The following is a 22,468-nucleotide window of genomic DNA, read 5'->3' on the forward strand; positions in this document are numbered from 1 at the left end:
GCTATTTTCTCAAAGGTTTATATGGAAAATCCTGACCTAGGTGATGGGAGCTTTATTGGGCGAGTCACAATCGTTATTGAAATATCAGATTGTGATGGAAATAGAGTAATAGAGAAGTGCTCATCTGTGTTTCATAAAAGAATAGACGAAATCATATCAAAAAAAATACAGGAATTAATATTTAGCCTGAATGAAAATTTATCCATCGACCGTCTTGCTGTGGATATAGGCATGATTGAGTATGAACTATTTGAAGTCCAGATGGCGGACAAATTAACTCTAGCATTGGAAAAAGCATTGTCGGTTTATTATCAGGCAATACCAAAATTTTCCTTGGGTGAAACGGGCACCTACCCCAGGTGCCAATCAGAACGTCAACTAATAGAAAATGGCTTATTGGCTCAGTCTTTGCCTCAAATGTCAGCGGCATTAGTGGAGAATAGAATATCCGTCCCATCAGCCCCATCGGTGGTAGATATCGCCGCTGAAACAACAGCTACTGGCGAGCTATCACTGATAGCCACCGTCGAACATTATTTACAGCAAGGAGATTGGCCAACGCCATCAAATCAGATCCTACCTTTAAATAGCCAAGAATCACCATTGATTACGCAGGATCTCTGGTTACAGGTTCAGCGCCAACCTCAACAGTGGCTACCGATGCTGGCAAAGCACGGCTTACAGCCGCTAGGGCTGCGGCGTTTGTCGGTGATTCTTCCGCAGTCGGCACAAAAGGCGCTATACCGCTTACTGATTGAAGATAACGCTATAGTGGCGCAACTCAACCATACATCAACGGTTACGCCTGAGCAGTTAACTACAGCGGCGGAGCACTATTTAAAAAAACAAAGTGTAGTGGCAAAAGATAGCCTAGAAATTACACCAACTCAGCCAAAATGGTTGCCACAGAAAGCACCATCAGGAGCATCAGATTTAACCCATGGGGTAGATAAAGATAAAGAAGCCTCGAACTCTAGCCTTGCCACGACGCTTAAGAAAAATAAGCCAGAAGCATGCTTAGGAACAAAAACTACAGCTCAATCTATGGGAGTGAATATAACACCCATATCAGGACAGACTTTGGCTGTCAGTAATGCGGGGGGGGTGATTTTTTGGCCGCTGTTATCAACGTTTTTTAGCGTTTTTGGTTTGCTGGAAAAACAGGTGTTTATTAATCAGCAAGCACAGGTAGACGCCGTATGTTTACTTGACTGGCTTATCTGGGGAGATGACGAGATATCTGACGGACGGCTGACGTTAACTAAACTCTTATGCGGATTACCGATTCATTTTGATGCGGGATGGTGCACTCCGGCCACCGAGCAAAAAATATTGATCGGCGAATGGTTGGAAAGAGTCCGAGAGCAACTTCCTGCCTGGAAAAGAATGGGACCAGAAGATATTCGTACGCTTTTTCTACAACGATCTGGCGAAATACTTTGGTTAGAGACTGGGGTGACCATTCATGTTAACCCGGAAATTTATGACGCACTCATTAATGACTGGCCGTGGCCAATGAATATGGCCTGTTTTAACTGGCTACAGCAACCATTAACCATTCGCTGGTTATAACCTTTCAATGAATATTCCATAATGAGTCAAAATATGAGTTTATCTTCAGTATTACAGTCAAGAGACAGTCAGTATAGCGGAGATCAATTATCGCTGTTATTCGCTGAGTTGGAGCGAATTGATCTGCTTCTACAGCATTATTATTATCGTTTCAAGGGAACAGCTAACGATCTGGCCGATGAATTCTTATTAAGTCAGTCAGAGGTATTGGCACGGATCAATCAGCCTATTGGTCGGCCTCATTGGGCGAAGGGCGAAGTGACAATAAAACAAGCTCAAGACACTTTATTTCCAGAGGTAGCAGAAGGCCTCATTGAACTGGTTAGTCGTTTTGAATTAACTGATTTTGAGCGAGATACTCTATTGCTGGGTTTATTACCCTATTTTGATAGCCGCTATTATGGTTTATTTTCTTTACTTCAAGGCGGGAAACAAAGCCAGTTACCCAGTTTTTCATTGGCATTAACGTTATTTTGCCATTCAGAAAGGGAAAAATGGGCGCAGCAAGCCAGTTTTTTACATCGTGCCCCCTTGATCAGTTGTCAGCTATTATCGGTTGATAATAATCAAAAGAATCTGGCGTGGAGCCAGACAACATTTATTGCTGATAGCGGTGTTTACCATTTTTTATTGGGGCACCACTACCTTTCACCACTATTAGCCCAATGTGCTCAATGGCTCATGCTACCAACGCTACCCAACTATCCGAAAAGTTTAAAGCAGGCATTGGAGCCATTATTAACTGAAGATATTGAACCTCGACCTGTGGTGTTATTACAAGGTGCTATGAGTAGCGCCAGAGCGCATACGGTTGCTCATGTTTTTGCTTCAAAAAAACGGCAAACGTTGGTTGTCGATATGGGTAAATTTGTCGAAAACGATGACAATATAATATTAATTCAATTAAAATACATTCTACGAGAAACGCGTATGCGCGGCGCGTGTAGTGTATTCCGGAACCTACACTTACTAAAGGAGCGAAATTTATCATTTCTCGACTCCCTATCAGAGTTATTAGCTCAACCAGGAATAAGAGTTGTTTGCTTGGTAGATCCATACTCACCGTTACTATGGTTTAAAAAAACGGCTACATTGCAAATAGAGATGCCGATTTTTACTCATGAGGAAAAAGTATTATTATTAATCGATAGCTTACCTGAACGCCGTTCAGAAAATATTGATCCGATAAGCTTGAGCCAGCGCTATACCTTTAATGCAGAAAGTCTGCCATTGATTATGCAAGAAGCTGAACTTTATCAACGACAGCGAGATTATTCAGATATATTACAACAATGTGATATTCGTAAAGCGTTTAATTTACGTACCCAACAGAACTTTGGCTCACTGGCTCAAAGAATTACGCCGAAGCGAAACATACAGGATCTTTTAGTCTCCGATAATATCACACAGCAACTACAAGAGATTATCACCGCAATAAAATACCGGGGAAAAGTCCTCGCGAGTGGTTTTAAAGATAAAATTGGTTACGGTACAGGGATTAGTGCTTTATTCTACGGTGACTCAGGAACGGGGAAAACAATGGCGGCGGAAGTACTTGCTAATACCATTGGGGTAGATCTTATTAAAGTAGACCTTTCGACAGTGATCAATAAGTATGTCGGTGAAACGGAGAAAAACCTCTCGCGTATCTTTGATTTGGCAGAGTTAGATGCCGGTATTTTATTTTTTGATGAAGCCGATGCATTATTTGGTAAGCGCAGCGAAACGAAAGATGCACATGACCGGCATGCTAATATTGAAGTGTCATATTTGTTACAGCGTTTGGAAAGCTATCCTGGGCTGGTTATTTTATCTACCAATAATCGAAGTCATTTAGATAGTGCTTTTAATCGTCGCTTTACCTTTATTACACGATTCACTTATCCCGATGAAGCAGTGCGCCATGAGATGTGGCGGAAAATATGGCCAAAGAATATTAATGTTTCATCGGATATTGATTTTAATCAGTTAGCCAAGAAAGCGAATATCACAGGAGCTAATATCAGGAATATTGCTCTATTAGCCTCTTTCTTTGCCGGAGAAAATGAGAATCAAGAAGTTACTTATACTCATATTGAAACTGCACTGACTCGAGAATTAGCCAAAACGGGGCGACTAACGCTTTAGGTTCTCTTTCTAGATATGCTGAGAGTAATAGATAAATACATTGTCAATATTGAGTGAACAAAATCTAACCAAGAGATTCTTATATGTTAAAAACTCAAACAGTAGTCGAAGTCAATAAAGCGATGAATGCGATTCTACGAGAATATGTTAATAATAATGTAGCCATTCGCTTTGATTTACCTGATGTCGATGCCACGCAGGCGGATGCTGCTATTAGCGTATTTCTTTATGACATCCATGAGGACCTACAATTACGGACCGCTGAGTCTCGGGCATTTAGTGCTTCGGCCGGTAGATTATTACCCGGCTGGGTCAATATTCAATGCAACTATCTGATTACTTACTGGGAACCGACTGGGCCGGCCAACGATGCCAGTAATCCGGATAGCCAGCCGGATAACCAGGCAATACAGGTGATGTCTCAGGTGTTGGATGCCTTGATTAATAACCGACAACTGACCGATATTCCTGGAGCTTACACACAGGTTATTCCTCCGAAAGAAAACCTAAATAGTTTAGGTAATTTTTGGCAGTCTCTGGGTAATCGTCCACGTCTTTCTCTTCATTATTCTGTTACGGTACCTATTAGTTTGAGCAACAAAGAAGAGAAGGCCACACCAATTACATCACTGTCGGCAGATATCGAGCAAACGGTGTCGATCCCTCCGCAGGTTATTAATGATGCATTACGGGAGCGACTGATTGCGGCCATCGGTGGTGGTACTGATGCCAGGCTCGCCGTCACTCACGTTAATCTGAAGACTATTCCGGTAGCCAATACGACAAGTGATGTGTTTAAAATGGCCGTTTCTCTATCGGTTTCGGGTATTACGCGGGAAGAATATATTCCCAAAATCGGCGTAGTATTGGATGCCTGGGTAAGTGGTGAAACAGCAGTGGTCACTCATGATGGCTATGATATTTATATTAGGGTAGTTGAAAAGTCAGCGCTTTCTGGAATTTAGCCCCCACTCTTATATTGATACCACTCTATCCCTATCAGATTAAATTTAATGCAGAGCGGTAAAAATAGTTTAAATTATTTTTACTCACGTATTTATTTGTGTTGATAAACTTTGAATTTAATAGCCCGATACTGAAAAGTAACTTATCCCGACGGAATTAATATAATAATTCATTATATCTTATAGGAAGGCTAGGTAAAGTTATCATTATTAAAATAATCAGTCTGCTCGCCGTAATTATCCTTACCCCTTGATAAGCCATTTCAGAACGTATTTTAACTAATCATATCATGAGGACATTGTTATGCCTTACTTTAATAAATCGAAGAAAAATGAAATAAGGCCAGAAAAAAGTAAGGAAGAAGTTGGGGGGGTATTATTCGATGATAGCGCGATCCACGAAAATATCGATCATAACATGGAACCTCAGACCGGTGATTCAGTAGCCACTTTCCCAGATAATTCCGATGAAGTGGTTGGGGGCGATCTGGCCGCCCTGCGGGCTCGCCTACAAGCCACTATTGGTGATTACCTGCCAGAGTTTTACGAGTTTCAACAGACGGGTCGCAATATCCTATATCCCAAACCGGTCGACATCAAAGCATTACAAGCGCGGCTCAACTCAATGCCGATAACGGCATGGATACAACCGTTACAGCAACAATTGGAACAAGCTGGCAACGCTTTTCTGGATCGGTTCAGACTGTTCCGGAAAGAGAAGGACTGGCATAACAACGCCCTGGAATTTGTCAAATTTCGGTTGGCGGTGAAAGAAACGGGCTGGGATGAGCAGCAAACCCGAGATTATAACGAAGCACTTAAGCATGCCAACCGCCTGAGTGGTTATCTTTCAGGAACGCTGGATCTCATTCAACACCTCAATGACAATCCGGAGCGGCAGACATCGTGGGAGGCCGTGAGGAAAACAAGCTACGATATGCTCCTCAATGAACTTCTCCCGGTAGATGCGGAGAATAATGGCAACCAATATACCGCTAAAATTCGTGGAAATTTGACTAAAAATCATCCTGACAACATAAAATTTAATACCATCGTGAACTCAGTCACCCGGGATGAAAGGATGGCCAGTGAAGCACTGAGTGCGGAGACGAAGGGGCTGTCGGCGAGATTATTGAGTGGTATTGCGCTAACCAGAAATTCTGCGGAAAAGATAGATAAAAAAAGTGAAACCAGTGGGATTACCCGCGACATTGTTGCGCTCTGTCAGGTCTTGCAGGGTGTTATCAAAACCATTAAGCGTAGAGGGGAATATATTCAGCCTCTGACAGACTGGCAGCCTAGTGAGCACAAATTACCTGGGCAGAAGGAAGAATTAACTAAAGCAGAAACTGTAAAAAGAGAATTGGTGAAATCGCGGAAAGTGATGATGCAGAAGGTGCAAGGAGCCAAGACCATTTTGGGGGTGTTGTCTGATAAGACAAACAAAAATAGACACCGTATTACGCAGACACTCCCTTACTCCGCTAACCCTGATACAAATACCGTCAGCCGTAAAACAAACGAAGCTGTTTTTCGGGCAGGGATAATGCTGCTTGATAAAATTCAGCAAACCACATCCGGTATTCATAAAGCCAGTCTGGCTTCCCGTCCATTACAACATGCAGTAACACAGTACAGTGCGCTGGAGCAGATGTCATCTGGTATGCCCTCCAACAGAATACTGGATGCGAAGCTACGTAGCGAGTCCGGCAGATGGCAAGAAAAAGCAGAAAAATCAAAAAAGCAACTGCAACATATACTCAGGGAAATAACGGCGCTGGCAGAAGAACACTTGAAGCATAAATTTATGTCAGCATTGAGAGATGAATTAAAACGTGCCCCTGAGACTCTGGCATCAAATAACATAATCAGTAATTTTGATACACGGGCAAAAATAGTTGTTGAGGGTTTAGCTAGCATTGAAATAGGTATGAATCAGTCTGTGGTACGCCTTGCCGGGCATGGTGAAGCTGGAAGGAAAGATCTGGACGAACAAGTAGTGGCATGGTTGCAGCGTCTGGAACGCATAAAAGGTGAGTTAAAAACCGATATTACACAGGCAACAGGGCAGTCGATCAACAATTTTTCCCGCCAAGGTATGTTGGCCAGACGAATGGGAGAATGGAACGAAGCGGAGAAGCAACGCTATCTGGCGGCGCTTTCTACAGAAGATCGGGCGGTAGCCGAAATGCAATATAACACATTGTTTTTTGAGGTGATCCAGCACTACCTTCCCTTATTATCCAAAGAGACTGATCCACAGGGCGAGAGGCTGCTTCAACGATTGCGCCTCGAAGTGAGCAATGCGGCTGAAGGCACCACTGTCTACCCTGCAACTATGGCCGAAATCCTTGCCGGGATGAAAAGCACCGAGCAGGCAATAAGAGACTGGTCAGGAAGAAAACTGCTCAGGGTGGTCTTTCTAGCCGCCTGTTTGGAGGGGGTAAAGTTGATGCCGAAACTGGCTGCACTGCCGCTACGGGTAGCGATTAAATTTGTTATCACGGGGGCGAAAGTGGCGTGGGCTACCCACAAAGGACAGCAGGGGATACGCGGTGGTGAGGGTGATGTAGATGATGAGATAGGGGAATATGCAAAGCGAAGTTTCAAAACTGCGAGCGTCAAAGTGGTGCTCTCACTTCCCCCAGGGCTGGCAACGATGCTGGGGGTTGCCTCGATTGCACTGGACGTTTACGAGGGAGGACTAAAAGGTGCGGGGGGAAAGATAGCAAAAAATATTGTGGGGGACGCTCCCTGGCGTGCGCTGAATCAAGGCAGCAAAATAGCGGCCGAAGCTTATACTACTGCATCGATGAATGCCGCGCTGAAAGAAGGGGGAGCCAATCCGGTGAGCCACTCATCGACATTGCAGCAACAAATGGATGCCAAGCCGTTCTTTGATAATAGTGACCAGGATGCCGATCAACCTCGAGTCAGACGTAAGCGGGAAATGACGGATGAAATTATGCTGTCAGATGGAAGTAGCAGGAGTGAAGCCAAAGCGCTCCCAGATGAGAATGAACTGGATACCGATCAATCTAAAAGCAGACCTGAGAGCGCGCTAGCCGTCGAGACTCTACAGTCAGAACATTTTGATTTTGATCGTGGCATACGTTATCAAGACTTCTCCGATGAACAGAAAAAACAAACCTATTTACATGGCATTAAATTCGTATTGCTTCAAATAGAAAATGATGGACATTTTGCACAAAATATTAGAAATAATGCCTATCTTGCCAGGATTGGTGCCAAGCTTGCCGTTCCTGTTGATATATATAGATACAAGCTTAATAACACCTTTCTTCTTCCTGATGAGATAGATTCAAAATCTGGTGTTCTTATTCGTTTGGATTCGGAAATACCTTATTACTATGTCAGTGAAGGAAAAGATCTTTTAGAAAATATCGCATGGGCTATGCCTTACAATGCTGCTAATCGTGGTCCTTTGAAATTTAGTCTCGACCCAGGGGAAGTGACTAGTAGTCACAGTGGAGTTGATATACTTAATAATATAAGATCTGAGAGGTTCAAGTTTGAAACATACTTTAATTATAATGCTCCAGAGGCGATGAGTATTGAAAGTCTTTCTGCACAACTAGCTAATACTATCGAGGCCGATTATAAATTTAAGAACACGAGCCCAACAAACAAAATATTAATTTCCAGAGCGATTGTAGGTGCTCACATTCCTGACCCTGGAGTCAGGGCAACCCAAGGAGAATATCATATTGAATTCGACTCTGATGAATTGGCCCCAGCAAAGTATTTGAGATCATTCGCAAGACCATTTTCTACCTTGAGTGGGGAAATGCAGTTAATATCCAGCTCCATTAAGGGGGAAACGATACAAGAAACAGAGCTACATGTACATCAGGCTGAATATATAGGAAGCTGGGTTGACGCCACTGCAGGGGCAATCATATCGTTTACGCCGGAAGGGTGGTTTCTCAATACTGCGCAATCAGCAGCGGAGATTACTGCTGATTTGACCGAGGGTAAAGATCCTGACCCATTAGCGGTTGCTGGTTTGCTTGTAGGGATCATTCCTGGAGGTAAAATTGCAGCTAAAGTAGGAAAGTTCACTCGTATTGGCGGTAAGACTGTTAAATACGGCTTGATACTTGGAAATAAATCGGTCGATCTGGCTATCGTGGGGAAAAGCATTAAGACAGCCGTAGACACTGGTGAGCCACTCGCCATTTATCAGGCGTTTCTGGCCAGTGGCATGAGTGTTAAGAATTCTTATGACATAGCAAAAAATATGTCCTCAGAGCTAAAAATTAGCAAGAAAATAGAAGAAAGTGCTCGACTGAGAAAACTTAAAGCACTCCAAAAAAATACTTATAAATATTCTATGAATTCGAAAATGCCAGTACGCAAATTTAGAGTTGGACAGACAGACCTGCTCGGAAAAATACATAAAGGGGAAATTAAGATATCCAGGAATAACGGAACGACTTGGGAGAAGGGAAATCAACTCCACTTGTTAGCGTACAGGCTACAAAATGCCGGAGGGGGACGTCTGCTTCCGGATGTATTTAGAGATAAAATAGTTATTGGGGAGTACAGTTTTAAACGTGTTAAATATAATCAAAAAAAATTAAATGAAATGATGCGTATCGCTAAGATGTATACCCCAACATCAAATAGCACAGAGAGAATAGCAAAACTTCAACAAAATTATAAGACTGGAAAGGAAATGAGTCATGCACCTCAGTATGACACATATAATGATTTATCTCTTGGTGAAAAACTTGATTTATTTATTAACTCCAATACTGATGCGACAACTAGAGGGGTTTTAGCAGGAAAGATAAATGAATCCATTACGAATATCAATTTATATGAAACAGCTAAGGGAGTTGATGCCTGGAAAACGTCAGCAAATAAAGCAACGGATGTTGTTCTTGCCCCGCAAAATATTTTCTTAAAAGGGAGGGCTGGCGAGTGTCTGCCGGAGTCCATATTAATGGGTTGGGCTTTACAGAGTGGGCAAGATACAAAATTAGCGAAAAAATTAATGAATATTCATTCATCATCGAATATTGCAGCCAATCCTTTATATAAATCACTCGTTGAATTGCATTCAGATGGCAATGCGTCTAGATTTGGCGAGTCAGTGATATCTGATATTAATATGAAAATGTTAAGTGGTGCTGAGTCAAAACTGTTCCCAACGGAAAACTCTTCCGTTAGAGTTGATATTCCTGAACATACTATGTTGATATCGAAAGTGAATAAGGATGGTAAAATAAAATATGTATTCTATGATCCTAATTATGGCATGGCTTATTTTAATAAATATAAAGAAATGATTTCGTTTTTTAAGAAAAAGATCAAGGGGTATGATACTCCAAAGCGATCGACTAGTTTCCGTCAGTTAGATTACTCACATCTTTCCGATATTAAAATAAAAGGAAAAAACTTGAATGAAATTATAGATGGTGAAATCCCACAAATTTTCAGGCAAGAGGATGTGAATTTAGAGGGTATCACACCTCAAGATGGTATTTATAGGATGCTTGGAACTCATCAACAAGAAAATAATACATATATAAAATCTCAAAATAACATTTATCAAGTTGAGTGGGATCAAACGACGAATACGTGGAGAGTGTTTGACTCTGCAAATACCAATCGGTCCAGGATAACTGTACCAATAAAAAGAGATACCGATGGGGAATGGTTCAAGTATACAGAGACTGGTCTTAAGGGCGGAGGGCTTTTTGATGAGATAAAAAATAACTGGCTTCAGCGTAAAAGATTTAAAAATTTACAAGACTTTAACGATATCGTAGATTTTGAAGAAAATAAATGGCCTTCTGAGCCAATAAATAAAGATATTCATATGATATGGGTTGGAACACGAAATATATCTGAGAAAAATATTGGTTTATCTCTCGAAACAGCGCGAAAGAACTCTGATTATAACACGACAATTATTTATGACAGTGGGATCGCAGGGTATGAAAGCGCTAAGGATTTTATGACTGAAAAATTTAAAGATAGTAAGGTTACGCTTGTTGATTTCAGAAAGAAAAGCTACTTTCATCAACTGCAACAAGAGCCATCTTTTCCTTATTATGAACAAGCTATTCGAGATAAAAAATATGCGCAAGCCAGCGATATTTTAAGATTATTGGTTTTAAAATATGAAGGCGGTATATATAAAGATATTGATGATGTACAAGTGAAGGCATTTGGCTCTTTAGCCTTTCCGAAGGGGATTGGTGTTATGAGGGAGTATGCACCAGAGGCGGGTAAAACCACGGCTTTTCCTAATACACCAATAGCGGCGACAAAAAACAACCCAGTGGTTAATAAAACATTAGAACTTGCTGTAGAAAATTATCATCGTGGAGAGACAAACGTATTGAAGTTAGCAGGGCCAGATGTTTTTACTGAGTCTCTATATCAAGAGATACCAGGAATGCGTCCTCAGGTTTTAGGCGCACAATTAGATCAGTTCGAATTAGCAAAACGGCAAGCGCTAGGAATGCGTCTCGAAAAACCAAAAGGCTTTGCGGATGAAAAACTGACATTGCAAGAAAAAGCGAAAATTAGACAGCCTTATGAAGCGATACGTGGACTTTCTGGATATGTTGACAATGGTGCAGATCACTCTTGGGTCACTGATATGCCCGGTAACAGCACTCAAAGCTCAGGCCTGAGCTAATACAGCTAATTCCCTTTGGCATATAAGGATAAAATCTGGCTGTCCATCTGCGTGATACGCGTCTGGTTTTTCTTTATCAACTGGGGTTCAAAGGAGCCTTCGCGGTCCCGTGGGGTATTCAACTCGATCTCGCCATCATCCGTGAACAGAGTCTTAGACGAATAACCGTTACAGGTATTTGAGCCTGTTTTAGGGGCATTTTTTTCATGACCGAGGTGATCGGTAAGCTCAACATTCAAGGCGGTTTCGACAGTGAGTTTAGTCAGCATACGAGAAAATGCAGTGAGGTCAGCTTCGGTTTTAATTCCTTTAGCCAGTTCAGCGGCCAGTGCCTTGAGTTTCTTTTCGTCCATAATTTGCCTGTCTCCGTTGTTAGGAATAACATACCAAAAACAGGCAATTACACAATTTTAATTACAGGTTCTGATTTTGTGATCCACTACACGTCCCCGACGAGTGGGGCCGTGGCGTGGGTCGGTCTTCTTTCATGGCGCGTTTCTGTACCACCGTAACGATACAGACCATTGCGCACCGTCCGCACTGCTGCGCAATCCAGTCCCTTTGATGAGTTACCCACACTGTCGCATTCAAAACCGAACCATCCCCATTATGATGGGCCTACTGTTCGTCCTCAAAGCCCCACGCATCCCTGAGCCCTTCAATAAACCCTGTGTTTACTGCCGCTGGAAACTTGCCCGGCCGCCAAAGAGAAAGAAAGTGGCTGGCTTCATCACTGAGATGGACAAAACCCGCGCCTCAAAGGCGCGGGTAACCCAAAAACCAATAAAACCCCAAGTAACACTAACAACCCCAAGGTTAAAGCCTAAAAACTAAAGGTTAAAGACCCTGCCGACACACAACATAGAGATCGCCGCTGTCGTAGTTGCTGCCGACGTCGCCATTGTACAGGCTGACGCCGTAATAGTAGCCGATGCCATCGGCCTCAGACGTCCAGTGGTAGCCGCTGTCGAAACCGGAACCACTGTAGTTGCCCATAACACCCCACTCCGACCACAGCGAACCTACAGCTCGGGTATCACCTCCCATAGTCAACTCTCCTCTGGTGGGTTGCGATAGGCTCTGGTTCGTGCACCAAGTAGAGGCATTAGCCCAGTTCATAACGGTCGAGCCATTATTGATAAACCAGCTTCCCACCGTGAAGATATAGGTTAACGGGGTTCCTCCCCCCGTTGGCGTCGCCGTAATTGTGACCGGCGATGCATTTCCCTGTGAGGTAAAACTCACCTTGCCGCTGCTGTCCACTGGTGCCCAGGAAGACGCGCTGCTACTCCAGGTGTAATCACTCGCCGCACCGGTTACCGTCAGGCTAAACTCCGCCCCGGTAAAGCCGGTACTCGGGAACCCGTTGTTTGTAGCAAAAGTGGTGCCATTGACAGAAACCCCGGTAAACGCAGGCACCGCCACAACGGTGGTGCTCACTGTTTGGCTGCTGCCGTTGACCGTCGCCGTGACCACACTGTGACCTGCCGCCGTGTTGGTCAGGGTCGCCGTGGCGATACCGTCCGCGCCGGTAGTGCCAATAACCGTGGTCACTGTCGCCCCGTTAGTGGCCGTAAAGCTCATGCTCTGACCTGCCACCGGGTTGCTGTGCGCATCAGTGACCCGCGCCTGTACGCCATTGGTCGCCGTGCCGTTCGCCACCGCGTTATCACTGGTCACCGTCAGGTTGGCTGCCGTCAACGTGGCTGTCGAGTCGTCCGCCACAACGGTGGTGCTCACTGTTTGGCTGCTGCCGTTGACCGTCGCCGTGACCACACTGTGACCTGCCGCCGTGTTGGTCAGGGTCGCCGTGGCGATACCGTCCGCGCCGGTAGTGCCAATAACCGTGGTCACTGTCGCCCCGTTAGTGGCCGTAAAGCTCACGCTCTGACCTGCCACCGGGTTGCTGTGCGCATCCGTGACCCGCGCCTGTACGCCATTGGTCGCCGTGCCGTTCGCCACCGCGTTATCACTGGTCACCGTCAGGTTGGCTGCCGTCAACGCGGCTGTCGAGTCGTCCGCCACAACGGTGGTGCTCACTGTTTGGCTGCTGCCGTTGACCGTCGCCGTGACCACACTGTGACCTGCCGCCGTGTTGGTCAGGGTCGCCGTGGCGATACCGTCCGCGCCGGTAGTGCCAATAACCGTGGTCACTGTCGCCCCGTTAGTGGCCGTAAAGCTCATGCTCTGACCTGCCACCGGGTTGCTGTGCGCATCCGTGACCCGCGCCTGTACGCCATTGGTCGCCGTGCCGTTCGCCACCGCGTTATCACTGGTCACCGTCAGGTTGGCTGCCGTCAACGTGGCTGTCGAGTCGTCCGCCACAACGGTGGTGCTCACTGTTTGGCTGCTGCCGTTGACCGTCGCCGTGACCACACTGTGACCTGCCGCCGTGTTGGTCAGGGTCGCCGTGGCGATACCGTCCGCGCCGGTAGTGCCAATAACCGTGGTCACTGTCGCCCCGTTAGTGGCCCTAAAGCTCACGCTCTGACCTGCCACCGGGTTGCTGTGCGCATCCGTGACCCGCGCCTGTACGCCATTGGTCGCCGTGCCGTTCGCCACCGCGTTATCACTGGTCACCGTCAGGTTGGCTGCCGTCAACGCGGCTGTCGAGTCGTCCGCCACAACGGTGGTGCTCACTGTTTGGCTGCTGCCGTTGACCTTCGCCGTGACCACACTGTGACCTGCCGCCGTGTTGGTCAGGGTCGCCGTGGCGATACCGTCCGCGCCGGTAGTGCCAATAACCGTGGTCACTGTCGCCCCGTTAGTGGCCGTAAAGCTCACGCTCTGACCTGCCACCGGGTTGCTGTGCGCATCAGTGACCCGCGCCTGTACGCCATTGGTCGCCGTGCCGTTCGCCACCGCGTTATCACTGGTCACCGTCAGGTTGGCTGCCGTCAACGCGGCTGTCGAGTCGTCCGCCACAACGGTGGTGCTCACTGTTTGGCTGCTGCCGTTGACCGTCGCCGTGACCACACTGTGACCTGCCGCCGTGTTGGTCAGGGTCGCCGTGGCGATACCGTCCGCGCCGGTAGTGCCAATAACCGTGGTCACTGTCGCCCCGTTAGTGGCCGTAAAGCTCACGCTCTGACCTGCCACCGGGTTGCTGTGCGCATCAGTGACCCGCGCCTGTACGCCATTGGTCGCCGTGCCGTTCGCCACCGCGTTATCACTGGTCACCGTCAGGTTGGCTGCCGTCAACGTGGCTTTTCCCTGTATCACCACTATCTGCATCGTTGCCCGAGGCGATGCATTGCCCTGCCGGTCATACGCCACCGCACTCAGCGTATGGGTATTACTGCTCCGCGTCGCCTGATAAGGTGGCAAGGTGACAGAGACTGTCTGTGGCGAGACCTGCACCAGGTTTCCTCCCGCCGCCATCAGAGCCGCACTGTCCCACTCTATCCGCTCAAGACCGTATTTCGACGTCACCTGCGCATTGACCGTCGCACTGGACGAGGACTCTCCCGTCACCTGCTCTGGCAACGTCAGCCCTATCAGGTCCTGCTTCTGATAATCCAACACTATATTGTTGTTACGCTCCACCAGGTCATAACGACTCCCAGCCAGTGTCCGGCTTGCTGCCACCCCTGACGGGTCGATATGGGATTGCCAGGACTCACCCAGCCGGTAGTTGAACTGAACATTGATACGGCTGTCATTGTGACTGCCGTTACCAGCACGATGTTCTGCTCCTACCGTGAACAATGGGACCGGGGTGTAATTTATTCCCGCCGTAATCACATGTGGGTTTTTCTGGCGGTCGTCTTTACCAAACAGGGCCACTTCATCACCCTGGTATTGTTCATACATCAACTTACCGCCCAGTTGGGGGTAAGCCGGTAAATACGCCTTAGCCCGCACATCATAACCGTTGGCCGGACGCTCGTTGTAATCGGCAAAATCCCGCGACTGATGCCAGTCCGTGGTCCCAAAATAACTGTTGGCCGATAATTTCAGATAGTCAGTCCAGGCCTCAGCACCCACCCCCACGCGCCGATTCTTGCCGGTCACGTCATTATCGAAGAAGGTGTTCATGCCGTACATCCAGTCTCCCTGGAAGGTACGCACCCCCGCCCCGATATTGAGGGTATTACGGCTGTCTTTATTCCGCGCCCCCAGTTGGGTAAATAATATCGACGATTGATTGTCATAAAGGGGCACCAGGACATCAACCGCACTGCCATCAAGATGGAAGTCCTCATTGACGTTCAACTGAACGTGCGCCGTCCCGAACTGGCTCAACCATTGCTGGGCCGAGCTGTTGAATTCATTATTGACCGCAGAGCGGGCCAGTTGCGCGGCGGATTTGGCCGCATCACCAGAGGCTAATGCGGCTGCCCCGGTTTGGGCATACCCGGCCAGGGCGTGGTCAGGCGAAGTATCACGGTCCGTGTTTGTTTTATCGTTATCGACCGAGAACGGTGACATCCTGCGGGGCACCTCAAGTTCATCACCCACCGTCAGGGACACAAAGGGTTTGGAGAAGGTGCGGTAGACATTGATTTTTTTCAGTTCATCGACAGAAATACCGTATTTTCTCGCCACGGTATCCACATTTTCGCCGACCCCGAGCACATAGGGCTCCGTCGTCGGTATGCTGGCGTTGGACGTCAGGGATGTCGGTGCTGCGGCCATAACGGGGGTAAAGGATAAACTTAACGGAAATAACAGCTGGAACAGAATATTGCCCCAGGCAATGATTTTCACCCTGCGGGAAGCAGGGTGTCGGGTAAAGGAGGTAGACATAAAAACCCCGGTATTAAGAAAGACGAAAAATGTTCAACGTAAAAAAACATCAAGAAGGACAAAGAGCCTGTCCATAATTCTGTGTGATTGCCAACACATTAAAGGTGATCGTTCAGGCGGTCACCGAACTCGATAATAAAACGGCTCATGGCCAACCGGCAGTTCTGGATCGGCATATTCCATTTTTTCGACGCCGCCTGGATTGCCAGATAAATCACTTTTCGCACTGACTCGTCTGTCGGGAACACTTTGCGTTTCTTAATCGCCTGTCGGATCACGCTGTTCAGCGATTCTATCGCGTTGGTCGTGTAGATCGCCTTGCGGATATCAGCAGGATAACCGAAGAACGTGTTGAGGTTTTCCCAGTGTGTACGCCAGCTTTTGCTGATTTGCGGGTATTTTTCATCCCAGACATTCGCGAACTTGTCCAACGCCACCAGTGCCGCTTCTTCTGTCGGAGCCTGGTACACTTCTTTCAACCCGCTAGTGACCCCTTTGTAGTCTTTCCACGACACGTATTTCAGGCTGTTGCGTACCATGTGGATAATGCACAGTTGGATGTGGGTTTGCGGATAGACACTGTTGATCGCATCAGGGAAGCCCTTCAGGCCGTCTACACAGGCAATCAGGATATCTTGAAGACCCCGGTTTTTCAGTTCAGTCAATATGCCCAACCAGAACTTGGCCCCTTCATTTTCTGCCAGCCACATACCCAACAGTTCTTTCTGACCCTCGGTGTTGATGCCCAAGGCAAGGAACACGGCTTTGTTGATTACGCTACCATTATGACGAACTTTAACCACGATACAGTCAAGATAAACAATGGGATACAGTGAATCTAGTGGCCGGTTTTGCCACTCGGTGACCTGCTCTTTAACCGCATCGGTGACTTTGGATATTAGCGTGGGTGACACGTCTGCATCGTACATTTCCTTGAATGTGGCAACGATATCCCTTGTGGTCATCCCTTTGGCATATAAGGATAAAATCTGGCTGTCCATCTGCGTGATACGCGTCTGGTTTTTCTTTATCAACTGGGGTTCAAAGGAGCCTTCGCGGTCCCGTGGGGTATTCAACTCGATCTCGCCATCATCCGTGAACAGAGTCTTAGACGAATAACCGTTACAGGTATTTGAGCCTGTTTTAGGGGCATTTTTTTCATGACCGAGGTGATCGGTAAGCTTAGCATTCAAGGCGGTTTCGACAGTGAGTTTAGTCAGCATACGAGAAAATGCAGTGAGGTCAGCTTCGGTTTTAATTCCTTTAGCCAGTTCGGCGGCCAGTGCCTTGAGTTTCTTTTCGTCCATAATTTGCCTGTCTCCGTTGTTAGGAATAACATACCAAAAACAGGCAATTACACAATTTTAATTACAGGCTCAATTTTAATTACAGGCTCAATTTTAATTACAGGCTCAAAAAAACCGGCACTTCCATCAGGCAGCGCCGGTTTTGTTTTTCAAGATGTCAGTGAGTTGCCGATGCTATTCGGTCACTTCTTTACCTTCTTCAATCCCGCCTTTTACATCACTATTTTCAGATTTAACTTTTACCTGAATGAGTGGCGTGTTGCCAGCTACAGCATCTTTGGCTCCGCCAGTCAGCAGGCCTGAAACGGTTGGGGTGAGGTTAACACCACCACTGACCTGAGAATTGCGCGTTTTGATTTGCTGTAATTCCAGGTTGTTTGTTTCCAGACTTACTTTAGCTTGTTCACTGATCAGTTTACCGCCGTTCAGCAGCGTATTTCCTTTCACTTTCAGTGTGACACCCTCTTTACCACTGATAGCTGAGGTTTCCCCAATCGCATCATTGTTAACCGAGGTAACGTTAGCCTTAAAGTGACCATCAAGACCGACTTCTTCTGATGGGCCAACCACTTTGTTTTTCGTTTTATTACCCAACCAACGCGCGCCTTTATCCCAGGTTGCACTGTCAGTTTTTTCTTCTGTCAGTTTTTCCGGCAATGTCACCTTGTCGTTGGCTTTGTCAAAGTGAACGGCATTGGTGGTGTCTTGCTTGGGATCGTTTTTGTGAGCGAATTGGTTGTATTTATCCTCAACCTTGTCAAAAACTTTATTGGCTTTGCTTTCCAGAGTATTTTTGATTTTTTCTTTGCCTACTGGGCTGGCGTTGGACGCTTGGGTAAGCAGATTCTCTTGTTTCTTGTTGGTGTGACTCAGGTTCGCGTCCACATTAACCTTCAGACCTGTTTCCACATCTTTACGGCTCTCTACGCGCAGATCGCCACCGATGTCGCCAGTCACTTTATCTGCGGTTATTCCGGCACCGGCCAGCGTCGTGTCTTTCCCGCTGTTCAGTGTCAGATTACCGGTGTTGATTTTGGTATTTTGCTGCTTAGTCGCATCTTGTTTCTCGACTCCAATATTAAGGCCGGCGCTAACGGCATGAGAATCTTCACCTGAATTGCTGTCGACTACGCCTTTATCATCCTTATTATAAGATTGAGAAATGCCCACGTTGCCTTTCAGACCAAGATTCCAGTTGTTTTTCTTCTCATCGTTTTGCACCGACTCCAATACTACGCCACCTTTTTTGGCATCCAGAATAGTATCTTTGCTGCTAGTTTCAGTGCCTTGCAGGTGGATGGCCTGTTTGTCTTCGCTACCGGACTCAATTTTCAGGGTACCATTGCTGCTAATTCTTCCACCCTGATGAGTGGTCGCAGACTCATGCACTTTATCGAAATTAGCGTCTCCGCCAAGGTTGAAGCCACCGCTGCTGTTGGTTTTAGAGTCGGTATTGTTGGTACCGATATTGATATTACCGGACAGCTTGGTGTTGTCTTTGCTGCGAGAGGATTCCGCTGCCTGCACATCTACCTTGCCTGCCGCTTTCAGCGAGACATCACCAGTTGGTTGTTCTTTGCTGCCAATCTGGCTGCCTTTTAGCGCCAGATCGCGGCCTGAATCCAGCTCTACGCCTTGTTGACCTGTCAGTTGGCTCACTTTGGCATCGGAAGTGCTGCTGCTACCATTGTCGATGCTACCACCCAAACCACCGCCGAAGCTTTTGCTGTCTGCCGTGATGCCACCTTTAGCTGAAAGCTTAACGTTAAAGCCGTTGTGGTTTTCGCTGTTGGTGTCGGCTGCCTGGTTGAATTGAATATCTCCGCCAGCTTTAACGCTGACTTTACCGGCACCAGCATCCAGTGAGGTGCCCTGATAGCTGGCGTTGTCCTTCACTTTGATGCTGATACCATCGGCTGCGGTCATGTTGCCAGTGACTGCGGTGTTGGCGGTTTTTTCACTGCGGGTAGTTCCCCCTTCGCCTTTCGCATCAACCGTGACATCGCTACCTGTTGTGGTATAAACACGAGCGCCTGCGCTGCCTTTGGTTTCACGGCTATGGATTTCTTCTTGATTAACCGCCGTCTCGCTGTGATGACTTTGAGCATCGATATTTACGCTGCCTTTGGTCGCGTTATACTGGGTACCCTGGTCTTTAACCTCGCCTTTGGTTGTCGTATCAATGCTGCCAGCCTGTAGCGAAGTCACGACTGCAGTTGTGGTATTTTTTTGGGTATCACTGCTGCTGCCTTTGGCACCAATATCAATGCCGAGGTTTGGCGTGCCAATCGCGCCCAAATCATTTGCGGCACCAAGAACATCCAGATTACCGATTTTGTTGACCGCTTTTTCAATTGGACGAGTGATACCGCTGTAATCGACGTTGGCACCGATATCGACACCGACTTTCAAGGTTTCAGTTTGACTGTTTTCGCTATTTTTAGCCGTGAGATTATTGACGTTGGCTGCATCTTGTTTCAGTTTGCCATCAACTTGATGCTGGGTACCCTGATTAGTCAGTGAGCCTTTGGCTTCAATGGAAAGATTGCCTGCTACCTGCGAGCTGGATACCACCGCTTTGCTGCTGTCGCTGTGGGTTGTGCTGCTTTCATGACTGACTTCATAGCCATTACCCGCTTTATCTATACCGCCGGTATAGTAAAAGCCCCCACCAGTTTTGGTGCTGTTTTTCTCGCTGACGGTTTTATCTTCCGCTGCCAGGAAGGCTACATTGTCGCCTTTAACCACTGCGTCGCCGTTGGTAGTCTCCAGTTTTGAGCCGGTGAAGGTGACGTCTTTAGCCGCGTTGATATCTACACTGCCACCGCTTAATTTGGCTCCAGTGTTTTCATTACGGCTGGTTTTTTCGCTGTCGCTGGTGTGTTCAATACGCAGGCCAGCTCGATACTGTTTGTCGCTTTCTTCTTTGGCATAGGCATTAATGTTTAGTGCGCTGTTTTGTTCATCAATTTTTTGCTGTTCTTTCGACGCCGTCACGTTGAGATTACCAGCGGTCTGGATGGTTAATTTACCTTGGCTAGTCACTTGGCTACCGACTACGTTCACATCTTTTGCGCTACGTAATGTCAGGTCGGTATCAGACTTCAGCTCACTTTGAGTCGAGGACTGTTTAACGTTATCGTGCTTTTGTGAACCGCTGGTGATATTGAATACCGTACCTGTACGGCTGTTGACCTTATCGGTAGAGGTGCTCACCGCATTGTCGATCAATAAGCCGCCCATCTTAGTGTCGACATAGCCACCATTTACGGCTTTCACTTTACTGCCAGTGATAGAGACACCCTGTTGGCCAGAAAGAAACAATTCATTGCCTGCCGTCAGTTCTGAAGAATGGCTGACTTCATTCAGACGACCATTGTCCTGATTTTCACCGCCGCCAATTCCTCCCCAAGAGGTTTTATCGTTTTTGATTGTGTGGGTGTTAGCCGTTTTTTGTACATCCACCGAGATTTTATTACCGGCAGTTACGTCGAGATTTTTACCAGCATGAACCTGTGCGCCACGGGCTGTAACATCATGTCCTGCGGACAGTTTTAAATTATCACCAGCAGTTAATTGGGTTCTGGCCAAGTTTTCTTCTTGGGTGCTGTTATGCCAGTTTCCGGTCAAAAGCTTGGCAGTGTCATTTTTATGATAGCCAGTTTCAGCGCTGTGGTTTTGTGTGGTGGAACCCGATAGATGAATATTCCCTTTGGCATCCAGAGACAGTTCTTTACCTGCATTAAGGCTGGCATTTTGCAGGGAAATATCCCCTTTGCTGGCGTTAAGGGCAATGTTGTCTTTCACATTGATGGTGGTCGCAACCTGTTGGCGCTGCGACTTTTCGGTCGTGACATTACGGATCCATGCTCCGCTGTTCCGGTTGTCAGTATGTGCTTGAGTCTGATCGAGTTGTTGTCCGTCCAGCACGATCGAACCGCCATTCAATCTGACATTATTCGCGTTGATATCTGTTGCCGTCAGATGATTACTGTCGCTGGCTTCCAACGAAATATTTTTACCTTTCAGCGTGGTACGATCCAGTTTTTGGCTGGTGCTGCGATTATTAACGTATTTACCACTCCACCAACCGTCGTAGTTATCGTTCTCGCTCTGATTGGTCGAGCTGTTGGTTACTTGGCCTTCGGCCCGGATATTTTTGCCGGATAGGGAAATATCGTCACCGGTGAGTCGGGCTGCCTGTAATCCCAGATTACCTTTGGCATTGACGGTCACTTCCTTTGAACCATCCAGTTGACCGGTGATATTCACGCCACTGCCTTCTGCGGTACTGATCAGACGAATACGACCCGCCTGCATACTGCCGAGATAGTAGCTGTCTAACGCGCCCGCTTTTTGGGTGTTGCGGGTCTCAAGAATGGCACCTTTAACTGAGAGTTTATTTTCACCGCTCAGGGCATAAATCTGTTCTGGTGATGAAATATGGCCTTTGCTGTTAATCCGTGGCGCGATTAAATCCAATGCGTTATTAGCCGTTAAACCACGGCTGCCGACCGTCAGTGCGTTGGTATTATTAAACGTTTGGAAACCATTAAGGTTACCTTGTTCAACCAATGGATTTCCTACCACCAGCGATGAGCGGTTGGTGTTGATAAAACCACAGCCATCGCAGGTAATACCATTCGGGTTTGCCAACACATAGTCAGCTGCCATGCCGAAAATTTCCTGTTGACCCAATAACCGTGAGGCGTTGAGGCTGATCACTTCATTCAGAATCACTTTTGCCGCTGCACCGCCTAAATTCGGGTTGGCACCGAGTTGACCTGCCAGTTGAGAAGTTCCATTAATAAGGGAGTTATTTAGCACGGCACCGGGAGTATCGACGTTAAATCTATCGTATTGGTTGTGGGATAAACCTGATGCTGAAGGTGTCACAATATTGACCACAGCAGCGCCGTTGGCGGCGTTGCTGATGCCTGGTTGGTGAGCGGAATCACCCGCCCCGACGATGTCTGCGGTATAAGCGCTGCCCTGTGAGGCAAGAATGATTGCCAATGAGGCTGCCAGTTTTCCTGCTGGTGAGAGTTTGAATATTTTATTTTTCATCCATG

The 22,468-nt window shown here is 46.9% G+C and carries 7 protein-coding genes and 2 pseudogenes; 4 read left to right on the forward strand and 5 right to left on the reverse strand.

Annotated features, from left to right (window positions below; all coding sequences use genetic code 11):
* Positions 1-21 precede the first annotated feature (21 nt).
* The 4 genes from DJ39_RS17085 to DJ39_RS03245 all read left to right on the forward strand — a co-directional run bounded on the left by DJ39_RS17085 (position 22) and on the right by DJ39_RS03245 (position 11,340).
* Positions 22-1,572, forward strand: coding sequence for a contractile injection system tape measure protein (locus DJ39_RS17085; protein ID WP_139127576.1), 1,551 nt, complete (start codon positions 22-24; stop codon positions 1,570-1,572).
* A gap of 33 nt (positions 1,573-1,605) precedes the next feature.
* On the forward strand, positions 1,606-3,699 hold the full coding sequence (locus DJ39_RS03235; RefSeq protein ID WP_004721410.1) for an ATP-binding protein: 2,094 nt from the start codon (positions 1,606-1,608) through the stop codon (positions 3,697-3,699).
* An 83-nt stretch (positions 3,700-3,782) separates the two neighbouring features.
* Positions 3,783-4,664: a Pvc16 family protein gene (locus tag DJ39_RS03240; RefSeq protein WP_004721407.1), complete on the forward strand. Its 882-nt coding sequence runs from the start codon at positions 3,783-3,785 to the stop codon at positions 4,662-4,664.
* A gap of 304 nt (positions 4,665-4,968) precedes the next feature.
* Positions 4,969-11,340 (forward strand): glycosyltransferase, encoded by a 6,372-nt coding sequence (locus DJ39_RS03245; protein ID WP_004721406.1) that lies wholly within the window; start codon positions 4,969-4,971, stop codon positions 11,338-11,340.
* A gap of 11 nt (positions 11,341-11,351) precedes the next feature.
* Here DJ39_RS03245 and DJ39_RS03250 read toward each other — a convergent pair.
* The 5 genes and pseudogenes from DJ39_RS03250 to DJ39_RS03270 all read right to left on the reverse strand — a co-directional run.
* A pseudogene (locus DJ39_RS03250) lies at positions 11,352-11,693 on the reverse strand (transposase); the annotation flags it as partial.
* A 484-nt stretch (positions 11,694-12,177) separates the two neighbouring features.
* A complete protein-coding gene (locus tag DJ39_RS18340) occupies positions 12,178-12,780 on the reverse strand; it encodes a hypothetical protein (protein WP_248578332.1) in 603 nt (200 codons plus the stop codon).
* A pseudogene (gene yrIlm / locus DJ39_RS17705) lies at positions 12,756-16,089 on the reverse strand (YrIlm family inverse autotransporter adhesin); the annotation flags it as partial. The pseudogene yrIlm and the gene DJ39_RS18340, both read right to left, overlap by 25 nt.
* 98 nt (positions 16,090-16,187) lie before the next feature.
* Complete coding sequence (locus tag DJ39_RS03265) at positions 16,188-17,396, reverse strand: IS256 family transposase (RefSeq protein ID WP_038241264.1); 1,209 nt, start codon at positions 17,394-17,396, stop codon at positions 16,188-16,190.
* Between the two features lie 174 nt (positions 17,397-17,570).
* Positions 17,571-22,463, reverse strand: coding sequence for a hemagglutinin repeat-containing protein (locus DJ39_RS03270; protein ID WP_004719456.1), 4,893 nt, complete (start codon positions 22,461-22,463; stop codon positions 17,571-17,573).
* Positions 22,464-22,468: the final 5 nt, after the last annotated feature.

It is taken from the genome of Yersinia ruckeri ATCC 29473 (assembly GCF_000754815.1).
GTDB classification, from domain to species: Bacteria; Pseudomonadota; Gammaproteobacteria; order Enterobacterales; family Enterobacteriaceae; genus Yersinia; species Yersinia ruckeri.

What these genes read in the sequence shown, in the direction of transcription:
- DJ39_RS17085 (WP_139127576.1), top strand. Translation starts at nt 22, where the DNA reads ATGGAAAATCCTGACCTAGGTGATGGGAGCTTTATTGGGCGAGTCACA.
- DJ39_RS03235 (WP_004721410.1), top strand. Translation starts at nt 1,606, where the DNA reads ATGAGTTTATCTTCAGTATTACAGTCAAGAGACAGTCAGTATAGCGGA.
- DJ39_RS03240 (WP_004721407.1), top strand. Translation starts at nt 3,783, where the DNA reads ATGTTAAAAACTCAAACAGTAGTCGAAGTCAATAAAGCGATGAATGCG.
- DJ39_RS03245 (WP_004721406.1), top strand. Translation starts at nt 4,969, where the DNA reads ATGCCTTACTTTAATAAATCGAAGAAAAATGAAATAAGGCCAGAAAAA.
- DJ39_RS03265 (WP_038241264.1), bottom strand. Translation starts at nt 17,396, where the DNA reads ATGGACGAAAAGAAACTCAAGGCACTGGCCGCCGAACTGGCTAAAGGA.
- DJ39_RS03270 (WP_004719456.1), bottom strand. Translation starts at nt 22,463, where the DNA reads ATGAAAAATAAAATATTCAAACTCTCACCAGCAGGAAAACTGGCAGCC.